The sequence below is a fragment of the Glycomyces mayteni genome (assembly GCF_042428885.1).
GTDB lineage: Bacteria > Actinomycetota > Actinomycetes > Mycobacteriales > Micromonosporaceae > Glycomyces > Glycomyces mayteni.
This window is the reverse complement of the sequence record NZ_JBHMBP010000003.1, coordinates 15983-36801: the sequence shown is the minus strand read 5'-3', so window position 1 is coordinate 36801 and position 20819 is coordinate 15983. Positions and strand designations below refer to the sequence as shown.

The following is a 20819-nucleotide window of genomic DNA, read 5'->3' as shown; positions in this document are numbered from 1 at the left end:
TTCACCCGCCTCCGTACACTCAGCGTCATGCAGGCCCCACCTGCCGCGCAGACCGGCATCACCGAGATCGTCTGGCATGACAGGCGATACCGGGCCCGTGCGGCCGCCGGAGGCGCCGCATTCGAGATCTATTCGGACACTTCGGAACCCGGGTTCCAACCCGCCGGGGCCACCTTCCACCGGTTCGTCCACGCCTCCGAAGTGACCAGCTCCGGCGGGGAGATGCTCCTCGCCGGCGTCGCACCGCTGGCGATCCCGGTCATGCCCGGGATCACCGCGTCCACAGTGCACCAGTACAGCCAGAACCCCCGCATCGGCCCCGCCGAACGCGCCCTCGTCTCCGCCACGCGCGCCACCGCCTTCATCACCCCCGGCACCCGCATGGTCAAACCCCTCAGCCGCCACCAGGTCTCCCGCCAGCTCACCTCGGCGCCCCTCGTCAGCGGCCTGTGCTTCCGCGAGTTCGACGTCGCCCACCTCCGCTTCCCCGGCGACCGCATCGTCCTCTCCGGCGACCCCGACGACGTCCGCGACATCGCCTTCGGCCTGCGCTGGCGCGCCATCGGCCCCGACGACTACACCAGCAGCGAACTCGTCAACTTCCCCGGCCTCGTCGGCATCCCCGGCCGCGAGCGGCGCGGCTCGATGGTCCTCGGCACCGGCTTCCTCCCCAGCGGCACCCACCTCATCCCCGAATACGCCACCGCCGGGCTCGCCGACCTGCCGCTGAGCGCCCGCGCCGAGATCCTCGCGTACACGCCCGACGGCGCCGAGATCGCGCTGTTCCAGTACCAGCCCCAGACCAACGTGTGGAACCGCGTCGCCGGCGCCCGCCACCGCGACCTCGTCAACCGCATCCCCGGCCTGGAGACCGGCCGCACCCTCTTCCGCGTCAACCCCTCCGTCCACGCCGGACTCACCGGCGAGCACGAAGGCGAGCGCGTCCCCATCACCGCCGACCCCGGCCACGGCTTCCACGCCTACGCCCGCGGCGCCGCCAGCCGCAGCCCGATCACCGCCCCGCGCCGCTTCCACACCCGCGCCCGCTGGCGCGACACCGAGGTCCTCGCCCTCGGCCGCAACGAGGACTGGGTCCGCCTGCGCCTGAGCCAACCCGACATCGAGGCGATCATGGCCGCCGACGCCACCTGCGTCGAACGCGGCGTCTACGAATGCTGGGCCCCCCTCGCCGAACTCGAAGACCCCCGCACGATCCTCACCGAATACCCCGTCCCCCCGTCCCCGCCGATCCCCTAAACGCGAAACATCTTTGGGGGCCCCTCCCCCCGCCCCCACCCCTCCCACCCATCGTTTTCGGACGCAGTGCACTGCGCTGGTTGCCAACCGCGCTTTTGCGCGTTCGGTCGGGCCGCGACCGTCAGGGGCCCTCCGGACCGCGGCCGGGGACCTGACGCGGCCCTCGGGGCGGGGCTCGGATTCGGGTGATGGCGGACTCCTTTCTGTCGCAAGCTGTCGGCGGGTCAGGGGCGCGGGTTCCTGGCGAGGCGCCAGCGGTCGTCTATTCGGTCGACCCAGCGCATGCGCTGGAGGCGGTGGAGGGTCTCGGAGGCGAGATCGGTCGGGAGGCCGGCCGCTGCGGCGAGGCGGGCGGTGTCCACGACGTAGCCGCGGGGGAGGGACTCCACCAGGCGGGCCTCGATCTCCGTGAGGCGGTCGAGCGGGCGGCGCTGCGGCGGCGGGGCGCTGGCGAGCGGGCCGCCGATGCCGGTGACGTCCTCGATGACCTCCTCGGCGCAGGTGACGAGGCGGGCCTCCCACGGCTCCCGGGCGAGGCGGTGGACGCCGATCGACTGGGACGAGGTCACCGGGCCCGGGGTGAACATCAGGACCCGGCCGAGCTCGGCCGCGTAGCGCGCCGTGTTCCTCGCCCCCGAGCGGTCGGCCGCCTCCACCACCACGGTGCCCGCCGTCAGCGCGGCGATCACCCGGTTGCGGGTCAGGAAGCGGTGCTTCATCGCGGTGGAGCCCGGCGGCCACTCGGAGAGGAGCATGCCCTGCTCGGCGATCATGTTGAACATCGAGTGGTTCGCCTTCGGGTACGGCATCTCCAGGCCGCAGGCGAGCACCGCTACTGTGGCCCCGCCCCGGGCGAGGGAGCCGAGGTGGGCCGCCCGGTCGATGCCCAGGGCCCCGCCGGAGACGATCGTCCAGCCGGAGGCGGTCAGGTCCGCGGCCAGGTCGTCGGCGAGATGCTGGCCGTACTCGCTCGCGGCCCTCGACCCGACGATCGCCACCGAGCGGGCGCAGAGCTCCGCGAGGTCGTGCGGGCCTTTGACCCACAGGCAGCGCGGCGGCCGCACGTGCGGCTCGTCGGCGTCGCAGACCGTCTGGAGGTCGCGGAGCTGCTCCGGCCAGCCCGGTTCGCCCGGGATCAGGACCCGGGCCCCGGCGGCCTCCGTGGCGGCGGCGATCTGGTCGGCGCGGGCGGCCGGGTCCGGGGTGCAGGAGACCGAGGCGCTGGTGAGCCGGTGGAGGCGTTCGGGGACGTCGCCCTCCCAGATGCGCTTCACCGCCTCGATCGGGCCGACCTCGGCCAGGAGGTCGTCGAGCTCGCCGTCTCCGGGCTCGATGAGCTCGGACAGCATCATCAGCGCCCGGCGGTCGTCGTTCGGCAGGTTGGTCACTGTTCCTCCTCGTCGGTCAGCGGATGGGATAGCCCAGGCGCAGTTCGCTCGCCTCGGCCACGTCGTCGGCGGTCGGGCTGTCGTGTTCGCGCAGGTCCGCGATCGTCCACGCCAGCTTGAGAATTCGGTCGTAGCCGCGGGCCGTGATCCGCTCCTTCATGAGCAGGTCGTCCGCGTATCCGCGGACCGGGGCCGGGAGCCGCCACTGCGCGGAGCGGAGGATCGGGCCCGGGACCTCGCTGTTCAGGCCCCACGACTCGCCCGCCTCCGACCAGCGGGCGGCCGCCGCCTCGCGGGCCCGCAGGACCCGCTTCGCCACCGAGCCCGACGGCTCCGCCTCCGTGATCTCGGTCAGGATCGCCGAGGGCGGGACCGGCGGCAGGTGCACCCGGAGGTCGATCCGGTCGAGGAGCGGCCTGGAGATGCGCGCCAAGTAGCCGCGGCGCTTCAGCGGCGGGCAGGTGCAGTCGACCGGCTTGTTCGGCGCGCACGCGCACGGGTTCGCCGCCAGCACGAGGGTGACCTTGGCCGGGTAGCGGATCGCGGTGTTCGCCCTCCGGATGTGGACCGCCCCGCTCTCCAGCGGTTGACGGAGCGAGTCGAGGACCGAGCGGGGCCATTCGGGGGCCTCGTCGATGAAGAGGACGCCGCGGTGGGCCAGTGCGAGCGAGCCCGGTCCGATCACGCCGGTGCCGCCGCCGACCAGGGCCTGCATGGTGATCGAGTGATGCGGGGCCTCGAAGGGGGCGTGGCGGATGAGTGCGGCGGGGCCGCCGGTGAACCGGCCGCGGAGCGAGTGGAGCGAGGTCACCTCGACCGCTTCGGTGTCGGTGAGCGGCGGCAGGATCGACGGGAGGCGTTCGGCGAGCATCGTCTTTCCTGCTCCGGGCGGACCCACGAGGAACATGTGGTGGCCTCCGGCGGCGGCGATCTCCAGGGCGCGCCTGGCGAGTGGCTGGCCGCGGACGTCGGCGAGGTCGGGGAGGCGGGGCGGTGCGGGCTCGGGCGGGCGGGGGACCGGGTCGAGGGGGGTCTGGCCGAAGATCCAGGCGACGAGCGTGGCGAGGTCGGGCGGGGCGAGGATCGTCAGGTCCGCGACGATGGAGGCTTCGGCGGCGTTCGCGGGGGCGACGATCGCGGTGCGCAGTCCGCTGCGGCGGGCCTCCATGAGCGCGGGGAGCGTGCCGGGAACGGGACGGAGGCTGCCGTCGAGGCCGAGTTCGGCCAGGAGGACGGTGTCGGCGAGGCGTTCGACGGGCAGGAGGTCGTCGGCGCACATGATGGTGACGGCCAGGGCCAGGTCGGCGGCGGAGCCGGTGGTGGGGACCGAGGCCGGTGCGAAGTTGACGCTGATCGACTTGTCGGGGAAGCGGAGCGCGGAGTTCGCCATGGCGGAGCGGACGCGGGTCTGGGCCTGGTTGACGACGCTGTCGGGGAGGCCGGACATGCGGACCGTGTCGGCTCCCTTGGAGGAGGACTTGAAGACCGAGGCCTCGACGGTGACGGTGACCGATGCGGCGCCGATGGTGCAGACGGTGTTGGTTCGGGCGTAACCCACGGCGTTCTCCTCTGCGGTGTTCGAGTGCGAGCTGCGCGGCGCCCGTGACGGTGAGGGCGAGCCGGTCGATGCGCCAGGGCTGGTCGGGGCGGCAGTGCTCGCGGAGCCAGGCGCGGGCGAGTCGTTCGACGCGGTGGAGCTTCTCGCCGTCGACGGCGCCGAGCGGGCCGCCGAAGCGGTCGGAGCGGCGGGTCTTCACCTCGCAGACGACGACGGTGTCGGCGGCCCGGGCGACGAGGTCGAGTTCGCCGGTGCGGTGGCGCCAGTTGCGGGCGAGGATCTGCATGCGGTGGCGTTGCAGGTGGGCGGCGGCGAGCCGTTCGCCGAGGCGGCCGAGTTCGTGCGGGCGCAGGCGGTGCAGGTCGGTCCCTGTGGTGGTCGCGGTCATGACTGGGCTCCCGCGGTGAGGGGCGCGGCGTGGGGGCGGCCGGGGCGGGGGAGGAGGCGGACCTTGCCGTTGCCGAACAGGAGCATCGGGTCGAGGTAGCGGAGGCCGCGTTTGAGGCCGAGGTGGAGGCAGGCGGCGGCGCCGCAGGAGGCGTGGCCCGGCTGGAGGGCGCCGATCGGCTGGCCCGCGGTGACGGTCTCGCCCGCGGCGACGGCGGGTTCCACCGGTTCGTAGGTGGTGCGCAGGCCGTTCGCGTGGGCGATGCTCACCACGCCCCGTCCGGCGAGGTCGCCCGCGTAGACGACGTGTCCCGGCCCGGCGGCGAGCACGGTCCGGTCGTCGGCCGCGGCGAGGTCGACGCCGCGGTGGCCGGGGAGCCAGGGGAGGGGCGGCGGGTCGAAGCCGGTGCGGAGGTCGAGGGTCCCGGTCGGGGGGACCCAGGAGGCGGAGGGCCGGTCCGCGGCGGCGGGCGCGGCCCCGGCGAGGATCACGGTGGTGATGAGGCCGATGATGATCGCGTGGTGTAGTTGGCGCATGACTCAAGGTTGGAGCGGGTGCCCGGAATCGTCCAGAAAAATCTTTTGGGCCTGTGGATAACTCGTTCGTCCCGGCTTGTTCGCGCTGTCGGCGCATTGCGTCTGTCACTGCGGTCCACCGCCTCGACGGGGTGGTCGCGGGTCCAAGTACACTGATCAAAGCGGTACGGCACCACTGTGCGCCGAACCGACTTCGCGCGTTCGTCGCGGCCCGACCTCCATCGCCCGCTCGGTGTCCGAGCACTGCGGTGGCGCGGTCCGGCCCTCGCGATCCCCCAGGTCCGGGTCCTTCCCGGTTGCGGATCGCCGGAGACGTTCGCCAGGCGCGGGACGCCCGGACTTCGGGCGGCTCCCGCGAATGAACCAGGGAACGAAAGGAACACAACCGTGTCGGTTGTCACCATGCGCCAGCTCCTCGAAAGCGGCGTGCACTTCGGTCACCAGACCCGTCGCTGGAACCCGAAGATGAAGCGGTTCATCCTCACCGACCGCAACGGCATCTACGTGATCGACCTGCGCCAGACGGTCGACTACGCCTCCAAGGCCCACGACTTCGTCAAGAACGTCGTCGCCGAGGGCGGCGAGGTCCTCTTCGTCGGCACCAAGAAGCAGGCCCAGGAGGCCGTCTCCGAGCAGGCCCAGCGCGTCGGGATGCCCTTCGTGAACCACCGCTGGCTCGGCGGCATGCTCACGAACTTCCAGACCATCCAGAAGCGCCTCATGCGCCTCAAGGAGCTGGAGATCATCGAGGCCAACGGCGCGGCGAACCGCACCAAGAAGGAAATGCTCCAGCTCATGCGCGAGAAGGACAAGCTTGAGCGCACGCTCGGCGGCCTCCGCGACATGGAGAAGACCCCGGCCGCGATCTGGATCGTGGACACCAAGAAGGAGCACATCGCCGTCGACGAGGCCCGCAAGCTCGGCATCCCCGTCGTCGCGATCCTCGACACCAACTGCGACCCCGACGAGGTCGACTTCCCGATCCCCGGCAACGACGACGCGATCCGCTCCGTCGCGCTGCTGACCAAGATCATCGCCGACGGCGCCGCGGAGGGCCTGCTGGCCCGCTCCGGCGGCCAGACCGGCGAGAAGGCCGAGGGCGAGCCCCTCGCCGAGTGGGAGAAGGAGCTCCTCGTCGAGGACAAGCCGGCCGAGGCCCCGGCCGCCGAGGCCGCCGCGCCCGAGGCCGCTGCGGCGCCCGAGGCGACCGAGCAGCCCTCCGCCGAGTAACCGATCCCAGACGAGAAGTAAGAAGGGGAGCAATGGCCAACTTCACGATGGCTGACGTCAAGAAGCTCCGGGAAGCCACCGGCTCCGGGATGATGGACGTCAAGAAGGCCCTCGAAGCGGCTGACGGCGACTACGAGACCGCGCTTGAGGCCCTGCGCATCAAGGGCGCCAAGGACGTGGGCAAGCGCGCCGAGCGCACCACCGCCCAGGGCCTGGTGGCCCAGTCGGGCAACACCATCCTCGAACTGCTGTGCGAGACCGACTTCGTCGCCAAGAACGGCGCGTTCATCGAGCTCGCGCAGACCCTGGTCGAGCGGGCCGACGAGGTCCGCGCCGCCGACGGCGACGCGTTCGCGCAGAGCGAGCTCAACGGAAAGACCGTCGCCGAGGTCATCGCCGAGGAGTCGGTGAAGCTCGGCGAGAAGCTGGCCCTGGGCCGCGTCGGCTCGCTGGAGGGCGAGGTCTCGGTGTACATGCACCGCAAGGCCGCCGACCTCCCGCCGGCCGTCGGCATCCTCGTCTCCTACACCGGTGACGCCGAGGCCGCCCGCCAGGCCGGCATGCAGGCCGCCGCGATGCGTCCGAAGTACCTCACCAGCGACGAGGTCCCGGCCGAGATCGTGGAGACCGAGAAGCGCGTCGCACTGGAGACCGCCAAGGAAGAGGGCAAGCCCGAGCGCGCCTGGGACAAGATCGTGGAAGGCAAGGTCAACGCCTACTACCGCGACTTCGTCCTCCTCGACCAGACCTCGGTCCTCGACAACAAGAAGACCGTGCGACAGGTGCTGGCCGACGCCGGCACCGAGGTCACCGGCTTCATCCGCTTCGAAGTCGGCCAGGAGTAGCAGGCAGTCCGCGGGAGCGGACTACACTGGCTCCAGCCGTAAGCATGGAAGGGGCGGCGGCGCAGGCCGCCGCCTCGTTCCATGTCCGCACCACCACAGCGGGCCGGCCGGCCGCGAGGAAAGACAGAGCAGGGGAGAGCCCATGAGTCAAGCCACGTTCCGCAGGGTCGTGCTGAAGCTGTCCGGTGAGTCCTTCGGCGGCGGTTCCGTCGGCGTCGACCCCGACGTCGTCCAGGGCGTCGCCCGGCAGATCGCCGCGGGCGTGGCCGCGGGCGTCCAGGTGGCCGTGGTCGTCGGCGGCGGGAACTTCTTCCGCGGCGCCGAACTCCAGCGCCGCGGCATGGAGCGCGCCCGCGCCGACTACATGGGCATGCTCGGCACCGTCATGAACTGCCTCGCCCTCCAGGACTTCCTGGAGAAGGAAGGCGTCGACACGCGCGTCCAGACCGCCATCGCCATGGCCCAGGTCGCCGAGGCGTACCTGCCGCTGCGCGCCATCCGCCACCTGGAGAAGGGCCGCGTCGTCATCTTCGGCGCCGGCGCCGGCATGCCGTACTTCTCCACCGACACCGTCGCCGCCCAGCGCGCCCTGGAGATCGGCGCGCAGGAGGTCCTGGTGTCCAAGAACGGCGTCGACGCCGTCTACACCGCCGACCCGCGCACCGACCCCGACGCGCAGCGGCTCGACGACATCACCTTCGACGAGGCCCTCAAGCGCGAGCTCATGGTCGTCGACCAGGCCGCCTTCAGCCTCTGCAAGGACAACTCCCTCCCCATGCGCGTCTTCGGCGCCGACGACGACGGGAACCTGCGGCGCGCCATCGTCGGCGACCCCATCGGCACCCTCATCCACGCCGCCGAGGACTGAACCCAGCAGAAGCGGCGAACCCCGCGCCCGGGGACCTCCGCGCCACCGAGGACCCATGGCGGGACGGTACGGTCAGAAGTGCTGTCAGGCCGCGAGAGAATGCGAGTAGAACCGTGATTGACGACACCCTCCTCGAAGCCGAGGAGAAGATGGAGCGGGCCATCGAGCACGCCAAGGAGGAGTTCGCCGCGGTCCGCACCGGCCGCGCCTCCTCCGCCATGTTCAACCGGATCACCGTCGACTACTACGGTGCGCCCACGCCCATCCCGCAGGTCGCCTCCATCGCGATCCCCGAGCCGCGCATGGTCATCGTCAAGCCCTTCGACGCCTCCCAGATGAAGGACATCGAGGACGCGATCCGCAACTCCAACCTCGGCGTGAACCCCTCCAACGAGGGCACCCAGCTGCGGCTGAACCTGCCCCCGATGACCGAGGAGCGGCGCCGCGAGATGATCAAGGTCGTCCGCACCAAGGGCGAGGACACCAAGATCGCCATCCGCAACGTCCGCCGCAAGGCCAAGGACGAGATCGGCAAGTTCGTCAAGGACGGCGAGGTCTCCGAGGACGAGGGCCGCTCCGGCGAGAAGGAGCTCGACGACCTGACCGGCCGCTTCACCGGCCACGTCGACGACCTCGTCAGCGCCAAAGAGTCCGAGCTGCTTGAGATCTGATGAGCACGATTCCCGACGGTTCGCCCGGCCGTCGCCCCCACCCGTCGCCTGACGGGCCCGGGAGCGGGCCCGGCACCGCCGAGACGGTCCCCGCGTCCCGGCCCAAGGCCGGACGCAACCTCCCCGTCGCGATCGGCGCCGGGCTCGGCATGGCCGCGGTCGTCATCGCCTCGGTCCTCATCCAGCCGATGGCGTTCCTGGTCCTCGCCGTCGTCGCCGTCGGCGTCGCCTGCTGGGAGACCGGCACCGCGATGCGCAAGGGCGGCAAGAACGTCCCCGTGATCCCGCTCGCGGCCGCCGGGGTCCTCATCGTGGTCCTCGCCTGGTTCGGCGGGGCCACCGGCCTGCTCCTGGGCACCGCCGTCAGCGTCGCCGCCCTGTACGTGTGGCGGCTCTCCGAGGGCGCCACCGGCTACCGCACCGACGTGCCCGCCGCGGCCCTCGTGCTCATCCAGGTCCCGTTCCTGGCCGGGTTCGTGATGCTCCTGGCGACCTCCGAGGCCTCCGAGGCCCGCCTCATCGACGGCGCCGCCGCGCAGGTCCTCATCTACCTGTTCGCCGTCGTCATGTCCGACACCGGCGGGTACACCGCCGGGGTGCTCTTCGGCCGCCACCAGATGACGCCGCGCATCAGCCCCAAGAAGTCCTGGGAGGGCCTGGCCGGGTCCGTCGTCGCCGCCGCGCTCGGCGCCTCGATCACCCTCTGGGCGTTCTTCGGCGTGTCCTTCCCGCTGGGCGTGGCGTTCGGCGTGTGCGTCGCCCTTGCCGCTACGTTGGGGGACCTGTCGGTCTCGCTGCTGAAGCGGGACCTGGGCATCAAGGACATGAGCAATCTCATCCCCGGCCACGGCGGGGTGATGGACCGGCTCGACTCGATCCTCATGGTGGCCCCGGTGGCCTATGTGTGGTTCCGTTACCTGCTCGGGTGATGTGTCCTGATTGGTGTATCCGGTGAAGGAGGGCCCGGGGTGAATTCGACGATCCGGGGTTGGCGGGCCGCGGGCCTGTCATGCGAGACTAGGTCGTGACATGTCTGTAGCACTCACGTTGACCGAACCGCGCCCTCGCAAGGCCGCGCCACGGCACCTCGCCGACCTCGACCTGGCCGGGTGCCAGTCCGTCCTCTCCGAGATCGGGCAGCCCGCCTTCCGCGCCAAGCAGCTGCGCCAGCAGTACTTCGGCCGCCACGTCGGCGACGCCTCCCAGATGACCGACCTCCCCGCCGCCGCCCGCGAGGCCATCGGCGAGGCGCTGCTCCCGCGGCTCCTCCAGCCGATCCGCGTCGACTCGTGCGACGACGGGCGGACCGTCAAGGCCGTCTGGCGCCTGTACGACGGCGCGCTGGTCGAATCGGTCATCATGGCCTACCCCGACCGGGTGACCGCCTGCGTGTCGTCGCAGGCCGGATGCGGCATGGCCTGCCCGTTCTGCGCCACCGGCCAGGGCGGCCTCGACCGCAACCTGACGACCGCCGAGATCGTCGACCAGGTCGTCAACGCCGCCCGCCTCGCCGAGGAGCGCGGCCTGGGCCGCCTCTCGAACATCGTGTTCATGGGCATGGGCGAGCCGCTCGCGAACTGGAACCGCCTCAAGGCGGCCCTGCACCTCATCACCAAGCCGGTGCCCGACGGGATCGGGATCTCGGCCCGCAACGTCACCGTGTCCACCGTCGGCCTGGTGCCGACCATCGAGAAGCTCGCGGCGGAGGGCCTGCCGGTGCGCCTGGCGGTCTCCCTCCACGCGCCCGACGACGAGCTGCGCGACGAGCTCGTCCCCATCAACACCCGCTGGAAGGTCGCCGAGGTCCTCGGAGCGGCCTGGGAGTACGCTCGGGTGACGAAACGTCGCGTCTCCATCGAGTACGCGATGATCAGGGACGTGAACGACCAGCCGTGGCGGGCCGACCTGCTCGGGAAGCTCCTGAAGGGCAGACTGGTCCACGTCAACCTGATTCCCTTGAACCCCACGCCGGGGAGCCGGTGGGACGCGAGTCCCAAGCCGGTTGAGGCGGAGTTCGTGCGGCGGCTGCGGGATGCGGGCGTCTCCACGACGGTGCGCGATACGCGCGGCCAAGAGATCGACGGCGCTTGCGGGCAGCTGGCCGCTTCGGTACGGGAGGCCGGTACGCCCGGCCGCACCGCTGCCGAGCCGCCCGGCGCCTCCGGCGCCGCGGAGTAGGCGGAAAGGGTGGCTTGGTAGTGGCGAGTCATGGTGACCGGTTCCGGCGCCGGGCGTTGAGCCGGGGCTACAAGGTCGATGAGGTCGACGCGTTCCTTGACCGCGTTGAGGCGACGCTCGCCGGTGAGCCGGTGGGCAGTCCCGTCTCGGCGGACGAGGTCGACGACGTCGTCTTCAGGGTCCGCTTCGGCGGATACGACGAGTGGCAGGTGGACGTCTACCTCGACCGGGTCGCGCGGCAGCTCGCCGAACTGGAGGAGCGCGGCGTCCTCGGGTCCGCCCCCGCCCCCGACTACGGCAAGCCCGAGTCCGCCGCCCAGGGCCGCGGCTTCGACGAGCCCCCGATGCAGCAGGGCCCGGGTTCGCGACGCGCCCCCGAGGTCCAGGCGACGCAGGTCATCCCCGCGCAGGAGATGATGGCCGCCCGCGAGATGGCCCCCCCGCCGCCCGCCCCCGAACCGGTCGGCCGCGGCCGCGGACCCGTCAGGGCCGCCGCCGGACCGCCCGACGACGAGGGCTTCGGCGACCTCCGCGGCGGCGACGACGAGGGCTTCGGCTTCCTCGCCGGCCCTCCCGGGGACGACTACGACGACCCGTTCGCCAAGCGCGGCGGCGCCCCCCGCGGCGGCCAGCAGGACTTCGGCGGCCAGGGCGGGCGCGGCGACTTCGGCGGCCCGCAGAACGACTTCGGCCCGCGTGACGACTTCGGCGGCCCCCGCGACGACTTCGGGGGACCCCAGAACGACTTCGCACCCCAGCGCGACGACTTCGGCGGCCCCCAGAACGACTTCGGGCCCGGACCCCGCGACGACTTCGGCCGCGACGAGTTCCCGCAGCGCGGCCCCAACGGCGCCAACGGGTACGGCCCCCGCGGCGGCGGCCCCGAGGCGGGCGTCTACGGCGGCGGTGGCGGCGGAGGCGAGTACGGCTCGCCGCGCGGCCCCGAGCCGATGCGCGGCGACTTCGCGCCCCCGGCGCAGGCCGGTCCGCGCGCGGGCGGCCACGACGGCCCCCAGGCAGGGCCCCCGCACGGCGCCACCGAGCAGCTCCCGCTCCAGTCCGACCCGCGCCGCGGCGGCTTCGGCCCCGCCGACCAGCCGGGCGTGTACGGCCAGGGCCCGCGCCGCGGCGCCCCCGAGCCGCCGCCCCCCGGGTTCGGCGCCGCCTACGACGACGAGTTCAGCGACACCGGCAGCCGCCGCGCGGCCCCGCCGCACCAGTCGCCGATGCAGCAGGGCCCCCTGGGCCAGCCGCCGCACCAGACCGGCGCGATCCCGCGCGCCGACCGCTACGGCCAGCCCGAACCCGAGCCCATGCCGCCCGCGGCCCCGACCCAGGCGATTCCGCAGAACCTGGTCCAGGGCATGCAGCAGGGCGGCCCGATGGGCCGTCCCGAACCGCAGCAGCCCGAGCCCTACGGGGCCCCGCGCGGCCGCGAGTACGGGCAGCAGGGCGGCTTCGGCTCCCAACCGCCGCAGCAGGAGGACACCGGGTACGGCCGCCGCGGCGGCGTCCCCAGCCCGCCCGTCCAGGGCGGCTTCGGGTCCCCGCACGAGCCGACCGGCGGCTTCGGCGGTCCGCAGCAGCACGAGCCCACCGGCGGCTTCGGAGGCCCCGCGGGCCCGCCGCCCGGCCCCGACCCGTCCGGCTTCGGCGGCGCTCCCGCCGGTCCGCCCCCCGGGCCCGGCCCGCGCGGCGCGGCCACCCCGCCGGACTTCGGCCGCCGCAACCCCTACGAGGGCCGCGGCGCCTTCGAGGCCCCCGGCCGCCACGGCCGCGAGGAGATGACCACGGAGATGCGGGCGTCGGACTCCCCCTTCACGCCCGACGACGTGCAGCGCCTCGAACAGCTCCGCCGCGCCTTCCAGCCGCGCCGCTTCGGCTCCGGGTACGACCCGGCCCAGGTCGACGGCATGTTCGACGCCGTCTCCGCGGCGATGACCGGCCGCAACCCGGTCCCGCTCTCGGACCGCGAGCTCGACACCAGCCAGTTCTCGCTCGTGCAGGGCGGCTACTTCGAGGCCGAAGTGGACTCCGCGCTCCGCGAGGTCCGCGAGATGTTCGCCCGCCGCGGCATGATGCACTGATGCAGAGGCGCTGAGACGCAACGGAGAAGGGGCGGGGCCGCGAACGCGGCCCCGCCCCTTCTCCGTGTCTCAAGCGCTAGCGCAGGCCCGCCTTGACGAGCGCCGCGTCGGTGACCATGACGGCCAGCAGGACCGCGACCGTGATGAGGATGAACGCGTCCTCGACCCAGCCCTGGTGGTTGCCGAACAGGTACGCCAGGTTGATGACGATCGCGACGGTCAGCGCCGAGTAGAGGGCCTTGCGGCTGGTGGGCTTGCGCTGATCGGGCGAGAGAATCTGCTCTTCGGCAGCCATGCGGGTTCCTCCAACCGTTCGTTTGATCCCGCACAGTCTCCCACGCCACAAGCACCGCCGCCCGGCCCCCGCCGGAGCTGTGACTTGTAGTCTTGAGGCGTCGTCGTCCCCATGTCCGGAAGGGTAACCGTGCGAATCACCGGTACCGGCCACGCCAGCATGTTCATCGAGACCGCCGCGGGTTCGATCCTGTGCGACCCCTGGGTGAACCCCGCGTACTTCGCGTCGTGGTTCCCGTTCCCCGACAATTCGCAGCTGGACTGGGACGAGCTGGGGCAGGCCGACTACCTGTACGTCTCGCACCTCCACCGGGACCACTTCGACGAGGAGAACCTCACGAAGCACATCAGCAAGGACACGACGGTCCTGCTGCCGGAGTACCCCACCTCCGAACTGGAGTCCGAGCTGCGCGCGCTGGGCTTCCACAAGTTCATCAAGACCGTGTCCGAGGAGATCGTGGAGCTCCCCGGCGGCGTCAAGGTCATGATCCAGGCGCTCACCAGCCCCACCGACGGCCCCATCGGCGACTCCTCGCTGTGGGTCGAGGACGCCGACGGCACGCGCCTGCTCAACCAGAACGACGCCCGCCCCACCGACATGAGCGTGTTCCTCCAGCACGGCAGAATCCACGCCCACCTGCTCCAGTTCTCCGGCGCGATCTGGTTCCCGATGGTCTACGAGCTGCCCGACAACGCCAAGCGCGCCTTCGGGAAGCAGAAGCGCGAGCGCGGGTTCGACCGCTCGCTGCGGTACATCGACGACGTCAAGGGCGACTGGGTCTTCCCGATCGCCGGGCCGCCCTGCTTCCTGGACGACTCGCTGTACCAGTTCAACGACGTGTTCGGCGACGAGGGCAACATCTTCCCCGACCAGATGTCCTACGTGGAGTGGCTGGAGCGGCAGGGGCACGAGAACAACCTCATCCTGCTGCCCGGCTCGGTCGCCGAGGTGCTCGCCGACGGCTCCGGGTCCGTGGCCCACCCCGTGGACGACATCAAGGTCTGGTTCGAGAACAAGAAGCAGCACCTCGACGAGTTCAAGGAGCGGATGCAGCCGCGCATCGCCGCGGAGAAGGCGTCCTGGTCCCACCCCGAGATCGACGTCCTGGAGACCCTGCGCGAGCGCATCGAGCCGCTCATGGAGTCCGCCGAGCACATCGCCACCGGCATCGGCGGCCCCGTGCGCTTCGACCTGACCGCGCCCGACTCCGACCAGGTCGTCGAGTCGATCGTGTTCGACTTCCTGGAGCGGAAGATCCACCACGACGACGGCGGGAAGGTCCGCTACCGGTTCCGCACCGAGCGGCGCCTCATCGAGCACCTGCTCCACATCCGCGAGGTCGACTGGGTCAACTCGCTGTTCCTGTCGTGCCGGTTCACGGCCGCGCGCATCGGCCAGTACAACGAGTACGTGTACGCGTTCTTCAAGTGCCTCAGCGAGGAGCGCCTCCAGTACGCCGAGGGCTGGTACGCCGAGCAGCGCCCCGACGACGAGGACATCACGATGAACGGGTGGCAGCTCCAGCGCCGCTGCCCGCACCTCAAGGCCGACCTGTCGGTCTTCGGGAAGATCGAGGAAGGCGTCCTCACCTGCCAGATGCACGGCTGGAAGTGGAACCTGAAGTCCGGCAAGTGCATGACCTCCGTCGGACACGACATCAGGTCCTGTCCGGCCGACGAGGCCCCCGCGGCCTCGCAGGACAGGTCCTAGACGCACGGCGAAGGGCCCGGACCGCTCGGTCCGAGCCCTTCGCGCTCCCTACTCGTCGAGCGTGGTGCAGGCGCCCGCCACGTAGCCGGACTGGCCGTTCCAGTTGACGTGGTCCCAGTAGGTCCAGCCCTGGACGCCGCAGACGGTGTAGGGCCCGCCCTCGACGATCCCGCACCAGGGCACGGAGACGCCCTGCGGGATGATCCCGTCGATCGGGGCGTTCGTGTTCGGCTCGCGCCGCAGGTTCACGCCCGCCAGGGTCGTGACCGATCCGATCGCCTCGCACTGCGGGTTCGCCTCGGCGACGGCCGCGGGCGCGGCCTCCGCCTCCGGCGCCGGTGCGGCGCCCGCGGCGCCGCCGGAGAACAGCGTGAAGACCAGCGCCGCCCCGACCGCCGCGACGCCGAGCCCGGCCCTGGCCGCCGTGCCCCTGCCTGTGATGCCCTGCCGCATGATGAAATCCCCTCCCGGGCCGGCGAGCGCCGGCCCCGTCCCATGATGGGGACTCGTCGATGCGGCCGCAGGCGGTCGGCGAAGCGGGGGCTGTCCGATATCGGACCGGCTAGCCGTCGATCCCGAACTCGCGGATCATCGCGAGGATCTGGGTCTTGTAGAACTCGTCGACGTTGTCCTGCACCGGCAGGGACCCGAACGCCTCCATGACGACCAGGCCGAACACCCGCACCCACGCCGAGGTGAACGTGAAGATCCACGACAGCGGCAGCGGCTCGCCCACGATGAACGCCGAGCACTTGTCCATCAGCTCGCTCTGGAGGCCCTCGGAGATCTCGGGCATCTCGACGGGCCCGGCCGGGGGCAGCTCGCCGTTCTCGGTCTTGCGGTAGAACGCGGCCATCTCGCGCCCGCACAGCTGCGAGTGCTCCAGGGACTTCAGGGTCACCGGGTCGACGTTCTCGGGGGACTGCTCCAGGCGCACGCCGTTGATCGACATGGCGCTGTTGGCCTCGGGGTAGGAGATCATCAGCTCGAACTCGCGCCGGTTGCCCACGGCCCAGGCCCGGAACGCCCAGATCCAGGACTTCATCCGTTCGAGGTGGGCGTCCGGCGGGGAGGCGTCCATGGCCTTGCGGGTCTCGGCGATAAGTTCGTCGTAGAGGTCGCAGCAGGTGGCGATGAGCAGCGCGTCGAGGTTGTCGAAGTACCGGTAGAGCGCCGCCGGGGTGACTCCCACCTCCCGGGCGATGGCGCGGAGGGAGATCCCGCTCGGACCGTGCTCCTGGAGCTGGCGCCGGGCGCTCGCCTTGATCTCGGCGATGGTCTCCGCGCGCATGCGCTCGCGACGGGTCGGGCCACCCGCGGTGTTGGAAGTCACTGCTCTCCTCGAATTACGTTTTAGTGAACGGCGTTGACTCAATGAGGGGCGTTCATTAGAGTAAACGGCGTTAGCTAAATGATCAACGCTTACCATCGTACCGCCGACCGGACCTCCGGCACCAGCGGTCGCAGCCTCCCTCTCCGCTGAACACCCATAGGAGAAACCTCATGTATTCCCTGCTAGGCCGGGCGGTCATCAAGACCCGCTGGGCGATCCTCGCCGGCGTCGCCGCGGTCTTCGCCATCGGCGCGACCTGGGGCCTCGGCGTCTTCGACGAGTTCACCGACGGCGGGTACGTCTCCCAGGAGTCCCGCTCCGTGCTCGACGCCGAGGCCATCGAGGAGGAGTTCGGCTCCATCGGCGCCGAAGTCGTGGTCCTGTACTCCTCCGACACCCTTACTGTGGACGACCCGGCCTTCGCCGACGCCGTCCAGAGCGCCGTGGCCGACATCAACGGCATCGACGACGTCGACACCGCCGCCTCCTACTACGAGACCGGCCAGGAGGGCTGGGTCTCCGAGGACCGCCACGCCACGTTCGTCCCGGTCACCCTCGCGGGCGCCTCCGACGAGGAGCGCGCCGGCGTCTTCTCCGGCATCGAGCAGGAGCTGCGCGACGCGGGCGACACCGCCGACCTGGACGTCCGGCTCGGCGGCGGCGCGGCGATCTTCGCCGACCTGAACGAGCAGGTCCAGCACGACCTGGAGATCGCCGAGATGATCTCCATGCCGATCCTGCTGCTCATCATGATCCTGGTCTTCGGCGCCCTCGTGGCCGCCTCGCTGCCGCTGCTCATCGGCGGCATGTCGATCCTCGGCGGCTTCGCGATCACCCGCGTCATCACCGAGTTCACCGACGTCTCGGTGTTCGCCGCCAACGTCATCACCATCATCGGCCTCGGCATGTCCATCGACTACTCCCTGTTCGTGCTGCGCCGCTTCCGCGAAGAGCTCGCGCAGGGACGCGACAAGCGCACCGCCGTGATGAACACCGTCGCCACCGCCGGGCGCACCGTCATGGTCTCGGGCCTCATCATCGTCCTGTCGATGGGCGGCCTGCTCCTGGTCGACGTGCCGTTCCTGCACGGCATCGCGTACGGCGTCATGTCCGCCGTCGGCGTCGCCATGGTCGCCGCGCTCGTGGCCCTCCCCGCGGTCCTGTACCTGCTGGGCCACAACGTCGACAAGGGCCGCCTGCCGTGGCGGCGCAACGCCGCCCCGAAGACCGACACCGGCTTCTGGCACGGCCTCGCCGCGGGCGTCATGCGCCGCCCCGTGCTCGTCCTGCTCCCCGTCCTCGCATTCATGGCGCTCCTGGCGAGCCCCATGCTCGACATGCAGTTCGGCGGCGTCGACGAGCGCGACATGCCCGAGGACGCCGAGTCCCGCGTGGTCACCGAGACGATCGCCGAGGACTTCCCCGGCGGCGAGGAGGAGACCTTCCAGGTCATGGCCGTCGGCGACCAGGCGGCCGTCGCCGCGGTCCAGACCGAGCTCGAAGCCCTCGACCTCGTCGACGGCGTGCGGCCCGCCGCCGAGCCCACCGCCGACGCGATGCTCTTCGAGGTCCTCTACGACCTCGACCCGTTCAGCGCCGAGGCCCGCGGCCTCATCGAGGACGCCCGCGCCATCGAGGCCGACGGGGTCGACCTGTACGTCACCGGCGGCGCGTCCGACCGCGTCGACATGCTCGAAGCGATCGGCGACGGCCTGCCGTACATGCTCGGGTACATCGTCATCGTCACGATGGTCGTGCTGTTCCTCGCGTTCGGCTCGATCGTGCTGCCGATCAAGGCGGTCCTGATGAACGCCGTCTCGCTGGGCGCCGCCCTCGGGGTCGTGGTGTGGATCTTCCAGGAGGGCCACCTCTCGGACCTCCTGGGCTTCACGCCCTCGGGGTACATCGACCCGTCGAACCTGCTGCTCATGATCGCGCTGCTGTTCGCGCTGGCCACCGACTACGAGGTGTTCCTGCTGTCGCGGGTCCGCGAGGAGTGGGACCGCGGGGCCGACAACCGGACCGCCGTCCTGCGCGGCATGCAGTCCACCGGCTCGATCATCACCGCCGCGGCGGCGATCCTCATCGTGGTGGTCGGGGCGTTCGCATTCAGCGGCATCACGTTCATGAAGATGATCGGGCTCGGCATGGCCGTGGCGATCCTCCTGGACGCCACCGTGGTCCGGATGCTCCTCGTCCCCGCGACGATGCGCCTGCTGGGCCGCGCCAACTGGTGGGTCCCGGGCCCGCTGGGCCGCCTGTACGCCAAGTACGGCATCAAGGAGTCCGACGAGGCCGCCCCGTCGGCCGAGGAGCGGACCCCGGTCAAGGTGTGAGCGCCGCCCAAGCCTGAACCACAAGGGAACCAGGGGCCCGTCCGGAGCGATCCGGGCGGGCCCGTTCGCGTTGCGGGAGTGGCGTACGCGCTGCTCGTCCCGGTTCGCACCCCTGCTAGAGGGGGCATCGAACAATATCCAAGAATTTAAGTTGAGCCATTGACTTTAGGCAAGCGGTTGCATAGATTGATGTGATCTAGGAGCCAACCCCCTCCGAAAGGTCCCAATACCCTATGACCGACAACGATGTCGCTGTGGTGCGCCCGAAGCGGCGCAGCTCGGGCCCACCGCCCGAGACCGCCGCACCCGCGCCGCCCCCGGCCCCGAACAAGGGCCGCGGGACGATCCGCACGCGCGAACGCTGGGCCGCCCTGAGCTTCATGTCCCCGTGGATCATCGGCCTGCTGGCCATCACCATCGGGCCCATGGTCGCCTCGTTCTACCTCTCGTTCACCGACTACAGCCTCGGCTACGGCGAATGGGTGGGCGGCGAGAACTACGCCCGGATGTTCGAGGACCCGCGGCTCGCCAACGCCGTCAAGGTCACCGCGGTCTACACCTTCGTGTCGGTGCCGCTCCAGCTCGCCGCCGCGCTCCTCCTCGCGATCGTCCTCGACCGGGGCCTGCGCGGGATGAGCTTCTACCGCTCGGTGTTCTACCTGCCCTCGCTGCTCGGCGGCTCGGTCGCGATCGCGATCATGTGGCGCCAGATCTTCGGCACCGAGGGCCTGGTCAACCAAGTCCTGGCGATCTTCGGCGTCCAGGGCGAGGGCTGGGTCTCCCACCCCGACTACGCCCTGGGCACCCTGATCATCCTGCACGTGTGGACGTTCGGCTCGCCGATGATCATCTTCCTCGCGGGGCTGCGCCAGATCCCGCAGATGTACTACGAGGCCGCCAAAGTGGACGGCGCGGGGCCGCTGCGCCGCTTCTGGAGCGTGACGATCCCGCTCCTGACGCCCATCATCTTCTTCAACCTGGTGCTCCAGATCATCAACTCGTTCCAGTCGTTCACGCAGGCGTTCATCATCTCCAGCGGCAAGGGCGGCCCGGCCGACTCCACGATGTTCCTCACGCTCTACCTGTACGACCAGGGCTTCACCCAGTTCGACATGGGCTACGCCTCCGCGATCGCCTGGCTCCTGCTGGCCATCATCGCGATCTTCACCGCGCTCAACTTCCTGATGTCGAAATTCTGGGTGTTCTATGGCGACAACGACTGAGACGACGGCGGCCCCCGCCGCCCCGGCCCGCCGCCGCGCCGAGCGCGGCCCCGCGATCGGCCTGAAGCGCTTCGTCTTCCACCTGCTCCTGACCATCGCGGCGATGGTGATGATCTACCCGCTGCTGTGGATGCTCTCGGCGTCCTTCAAGCCGATCGACGAGATCTTCGCCGACCCGGGCCTGCTCCCCTCGACCTGGGTGTGGTCCAACTACTCCGAGGGCTGGAACGCCCTGCCGCACCCGTTCGAGAAGTACATCTGGAACTCGATGGTCATCGTGGCCGGCTCCATCGTCGGGAACCTGGTGTCCTGCTCGATGGCCGCCTACGCCTTCGCACGGCTGCGGTTCCCCTTGCGCGGCATGCTGTTCGCGGTGATGCTCGGCACGATCATGCTGCCGATCCACGTCGTCATCATCCCGCAGTACATCCTGTTCAACAACCTCGGCTGGGTCGACACGTTCTGGCCGCTCATCGTCCCCAAACTCCTCGCCACCGACGCGTTCTTCGTGTTCCTCATGGTCCAGTTCATCCGCGGCCTGCCGCGCGAGCTCGACGAGGCCGCCTCGATCGACGGCTGCGGCTACTGGGGCACCTACCTGCGGATCATCATGCCGCTGTGCATGCCCGCGCTCGCGACGACCGCCATCTTCACGTTCATCTGGACGTGGAACGACTTCTACTCGCAGCTGATCTACCTGCGCGACGTGGACCTCCAGACCGTGCCCCTGGCGCTGCGCCTGTTCATGGACTCCACCGGCACCACCAACTGGGGCGCCCTGTTCGCGATGTCGATCGTCGCGCTGGGCCCGATCTTCGGGTTCTTCCTCGCCGGCCAGCGGTACCTCGTCCGGGGGATCGCCACGACCGGCATCAAGTAACATCCGGCATACATTCCCTCACATAGTCCTGAAAGG

At 70.9% G+C, this 20819-nt stretch carries 16 protein-coding genes and 3 pseudogenes; 12 read left to right on the top strand and 7 right to left on the bottom strand.

Features of this window, described 5'->3' with window-relative positions; all coding sequences use genetic code 11:
* Nucleotides 1-27 precede the first annotated feature (27 nt).
* Nucleotides 28-1257 (top strand): hypothetical protein, encoded by a 1230-nt coding sequence (locus ACFFXY_RS12710; protein ID WP_382350731.1) that lies wholly within the window; start codon nt 28-30, stop codon nt 1255-1257.
* Nucleotides 1258-1481: 224 nt separating this feature from the next.
* On the opposite strand, the gene dprA is transcribed toward ACFFXY_RS12710, so the two are convergent.
* The 4 genes and pseudogenes from dprA to ACFFXY_RS12690 all read right to left on the bottom strand — a co-directional run bounded on the left by dprA (nt 1482) and on the right by ACFFXY_RS12690 (nt 5127).
* On the bottom strand, nt 1482-2645 hold the full coding sequence (gene dprA / locus ACFFXY_RS12705) for a DNA-processing protein DprA (RefSeq protein ID WP_382350728.1): 1164 nt from the start codon (nt 2643-2645) through the stop codon (nt 1482-1484).
* A gap of 16 nt (nt 2646-2661) precedes the next feature.
* Nucleotides 2662-4218 (bottom strand): annotated as a pseudogene (locus ACFFXY_RS12700) (YifB family Mg chelatase-like AAA ATPase); the annotation flags it as partial.
* 4 nt (nt 4219-4222) lie between these two features.
* Nucleotides 4223-4591 (bottom strand): annotated as a pseudogene (locus ACFFXY_RS12695) (YraN family protein); the annotation flags it as partial.
* Nucleotides 4588-5127, bottom strand: a complete 540-nt coding sequence (locus ACFFXY_RS12690; RefSeq protein WP_382350725.1) for a M23 family metallopeptidase — start codon at nt 5125-5127, stop codon at nt 4588-4590. The gene ACFFXY_RS12690 and the pseudogene ACFFXY_RS12695, both read right to left, overlap by 4 nt.
* A 387-nt stretch (nt 5128-5514) precedes the next feature.
* Between ACFFXY_RS12690 and rpsB the strand changes: the two genes are divergently transcribed.
* The 7 genes and pseudogenes from rpsB to ACFFXY_RS25400 all read left to right on the top strand — a co-directional run.
* Nucleotides 5515-6357, top strand: coding sequence for a 30S ribosomal protein S2 (gene rpsB / locus ACFFXY_RS12685; RefSeq protein ID WP_382350722.1), 843 nt, complete (start codon nt 5515-5517; stop codon nt 6355-6357).
* A 32-nt stretch (nt 6358-6389) separates the two neighbouring features.
* The gene (gene tsf, locus ACFFXY_RS12680) at nt 6390-7202 is read left to right on the top strand and encodes a translation elongation factor Ts (protein WP_382350719.1); all 813 of its coding nucleotides are present in this window, start codon (nt 6390-6392) and stop codon (nt 7200-7202) included.
* 142 nt (nt 7203-7344) lie between these two features.
* Nucleotides 7345-8070, top strand: coding sequence for a UMP kinase (gene pyrH / locus ACFFXY_RS12675; protein ID WP_360050231.1), 726 nt, complete (start codon nt 7345-7347; stop codon nt 8068-8070).
* Nucleotides 8071-8183: 113 nt separating this feature from the next.
* Nucleotides 8184-8741, top strand: coding sequence for a ribosome recycling factor (gene frr / locus ACFFXY_RS12670; RefSeq protein WP_382350715.1), 558 nt, complete (start codon nt 8184-8186; stop codon nt 8739-8741).
* A complete protein-coding gene (locus ACFFXY_RS12665; RefSeq protein ID WP_382350712.1) occupies nt 8741-9670 on the top strand; it encodes a phosphatidate cytidylyltransferase in 930 nt (309 codons plus the stop codon). The genes frr and ACFFXY_RS12665 overlap by 1 nt, the downstream gene beginning before the upstream one ends.
* Before the next feature lie 100 nt (nt 9671-9770).
* Nucleotides 9771-10919 (top strand): dual-specificity RNA methyltransferase RlmN, encoded by a 1149-nt coding sequence (gene rlmN / locus ACFFXY_RS12660; RefSeq protein WP_382350709.1) that lies wholly within the window; start codon nt 9771-9773, stop codon nt 10917-10919.
* Between the two features lie 20 nt (nt 10920-10939).
* A pseudogene (locus ACFFXY_RS25400) lies at nt 10940-11296 on the top strand (DivIVA domain-containing protein); the annotation flags it as partial.
* A gap of 1786 nt (nt 11297-13082) precedes the next feature.
* On the opposite strand, the gene ACFFXY_RS12645 reads toward ACFFXY_RS25400, so the two are convergent.
* A complete protein-coding gene (locus ACFFXY_RS12645) occupies nt 13083-13301 on the bottom strand; it encodes a DUF2631 domain-containing protein (RefSeq protein WP_382350706.1) in 219 nt (72 codons plus the stop codon).
* 129 nt (nt 13302-13430) lie between these two features.
* On the opposite strand from ACFFXY_RS12645, the gene ACFFXY_RS12640 reads away from it, so the two are divergent.
* Nucleotides 13431-15011 carry a Rieske 2Fe-2S domain-containing protein gene (locus ACFFXY_RS12640; RefSeq protein WP_382350703.1) on the top strand — a complete coding sequence of 527 codons (1581 nt, stop codon included), beginning with the start codon at nt 13431-13433 and terminating at the stop codon, nt 15009-15011.
* A 48-nt stretch (nt 15012-15059) separates the two neighbouring features.
* Here the strand turns inward: ACFFXY_RS12640 and ACFFXY_RS12635 are convergent, their stop codons facing one another.
* Nucleotides 15060-15464, bottom strand: a complete 405-nt coding sequence (locus ACFFXY_RS12635; RefSeq protein ID WP_382350700.1) for an SH3 domain-containing protein — start codon at nt 15462-15464, stop codon at nt 15060-15062.
* 109 nt (nt 15465-15573) lie between these two features.
* Complete coding sequence (locus ACFFXY_RS12630) at nt 15574-16344, bottom strand: TetR/AcrR family transcriptional regulator (protein ID WP_382350697.1); 771 nt, start codon at nt 16342-16344, stop codon at nt 15574-15576.
* 170 nt (nt 16345-16514) lie between these two features.
* On the opposite strand from ACFFXY_RS12630, the gene ACFFXY_RS12625 reads away from it, so the two are divergent.
* The 3 genes from ACFFXY_RS12625 to ACFFXY_RS12615 all read left to right on the top strand — a co-directional run bounded on the left by ACFFXY_RS12625 (nt 16515) and on the right by ACFFXY_RS12615 (nt 20783).
* Nucleotides 16515-18680, top strand: a complete 2166-nt coding sequence (locus ACFFXY_RS12625) for an MMPL family transporter (protein ID WP_382350694.1) — start codon at nt 16515-16517, stop codon at nt 18678-18680.
* A 233-nt stretch (nt 18681-18913) separates the two neighbouring features.
* Entirely contained in the window at nt 18914-19903 is a 990-nt protein-coding gene (locus tag ACFFXY_RS12620) for a carbohydrate ABC transporter permease (RefSeq protein ID WP_382350691.1), read from the top strand.
* Nucleotides 19887-20783, top strand: coding sequence for a carbohydrate ABC transporter permease (locus ACFFXY_RS12615; protein WP_382350688.1), 897 nt, complete (start codon nt 19887-19889; stop codon nt 20781-20783). The genes ACFFXY_RS12620 and ACFFXY_RS12615 overlap by 17 nt, the downstream gene beginning before the upstream one ends.
* Nucleotides 20784-20819: the final 36 nt, after the last annotated feature.

Excerpts from the sequence above, each read along its gene's own strand:
- rlmN (WP_382350709.1), top strand. The coding sequence starts at position 9,771 with ATGTCTGTAGCACTCACGTTGACCGAACCGCGCCCTCGCAAGGCCGCG.
- pyrH (WP_360050231.1), top strand. The coding sequence starts at position 7,345 with ATGAGTCAAGCCACGTTCCGCAGGGTCGTGCTGAAGCTGTCCGGTGAG.
- ACFFXY_RS12625 (WP_382350694.1), top strand. The coding sequence starts at position 16,515 with ATGTATTCCCTGCTAGGCCGGGCGGTCATCAAGACCCGCTGGGCGATC.
- ACFFXY_RS12690 (WP_382350725.1), bottom strand. The coding sequence starts at position 5,127 with ATGCGCCAACTACACCACGCGATCATCATCGGCCTCATCACCACCGTG.
- ACFFXY_RS12645 (WP_382350706.1), bottom strand. The coding sequence starts at position 13,301 with ATGGCTGCCGAAGAGCAGATTCTCTCGCCCGATCAGCGCAAGCCCACC.
- ACFFXY_RS12665 (WP_382350712.1), top strand. The coding sequence starts at position 8,741 with ATGAGCACGATTCCCGACGGTTCGCCCGGCCGTCGCCCCCACCCGTCG.
- ACFFXY_RS12710 (WP_382350731.1), top strand. The coding sequence starts at position 28 with ATGCAGGCCCCACCTGCCGCGCAGACCGGCATCACCGAGATCGTCTGG.
- ACFFXY_RS12635 (WP_382350700.1), bottom strand. The coding sequence starts at position 15,464 with ATGCGGCAGGGCATCACAGGCAGGGGCACGGCGGCCAGGGCCGGGCTC.
- ACFFXY_RS12620 (WP_382350691.1), top strand. The coding sequence starts at position 18,914 with ATGACCGACAACGATGTCGCTGTGGTGCGCCCGAAGCGGCGCAGCTCG.
- ACFFXY_RS12615 (WP_382350688.1), top strand. The coding sequence starts at position 19,887 with ATGGCGACAACGACTGAGACGACGGCGGCCCCCGCCGCCCCGGCCCGC.
- tsf (WP_382350719.1), top strand. The coding sequence starts at position 6,390 with ATGGCCAACTTCACGATGGCTGACGTCAAGAAGCTCCGGGAAGCCACC.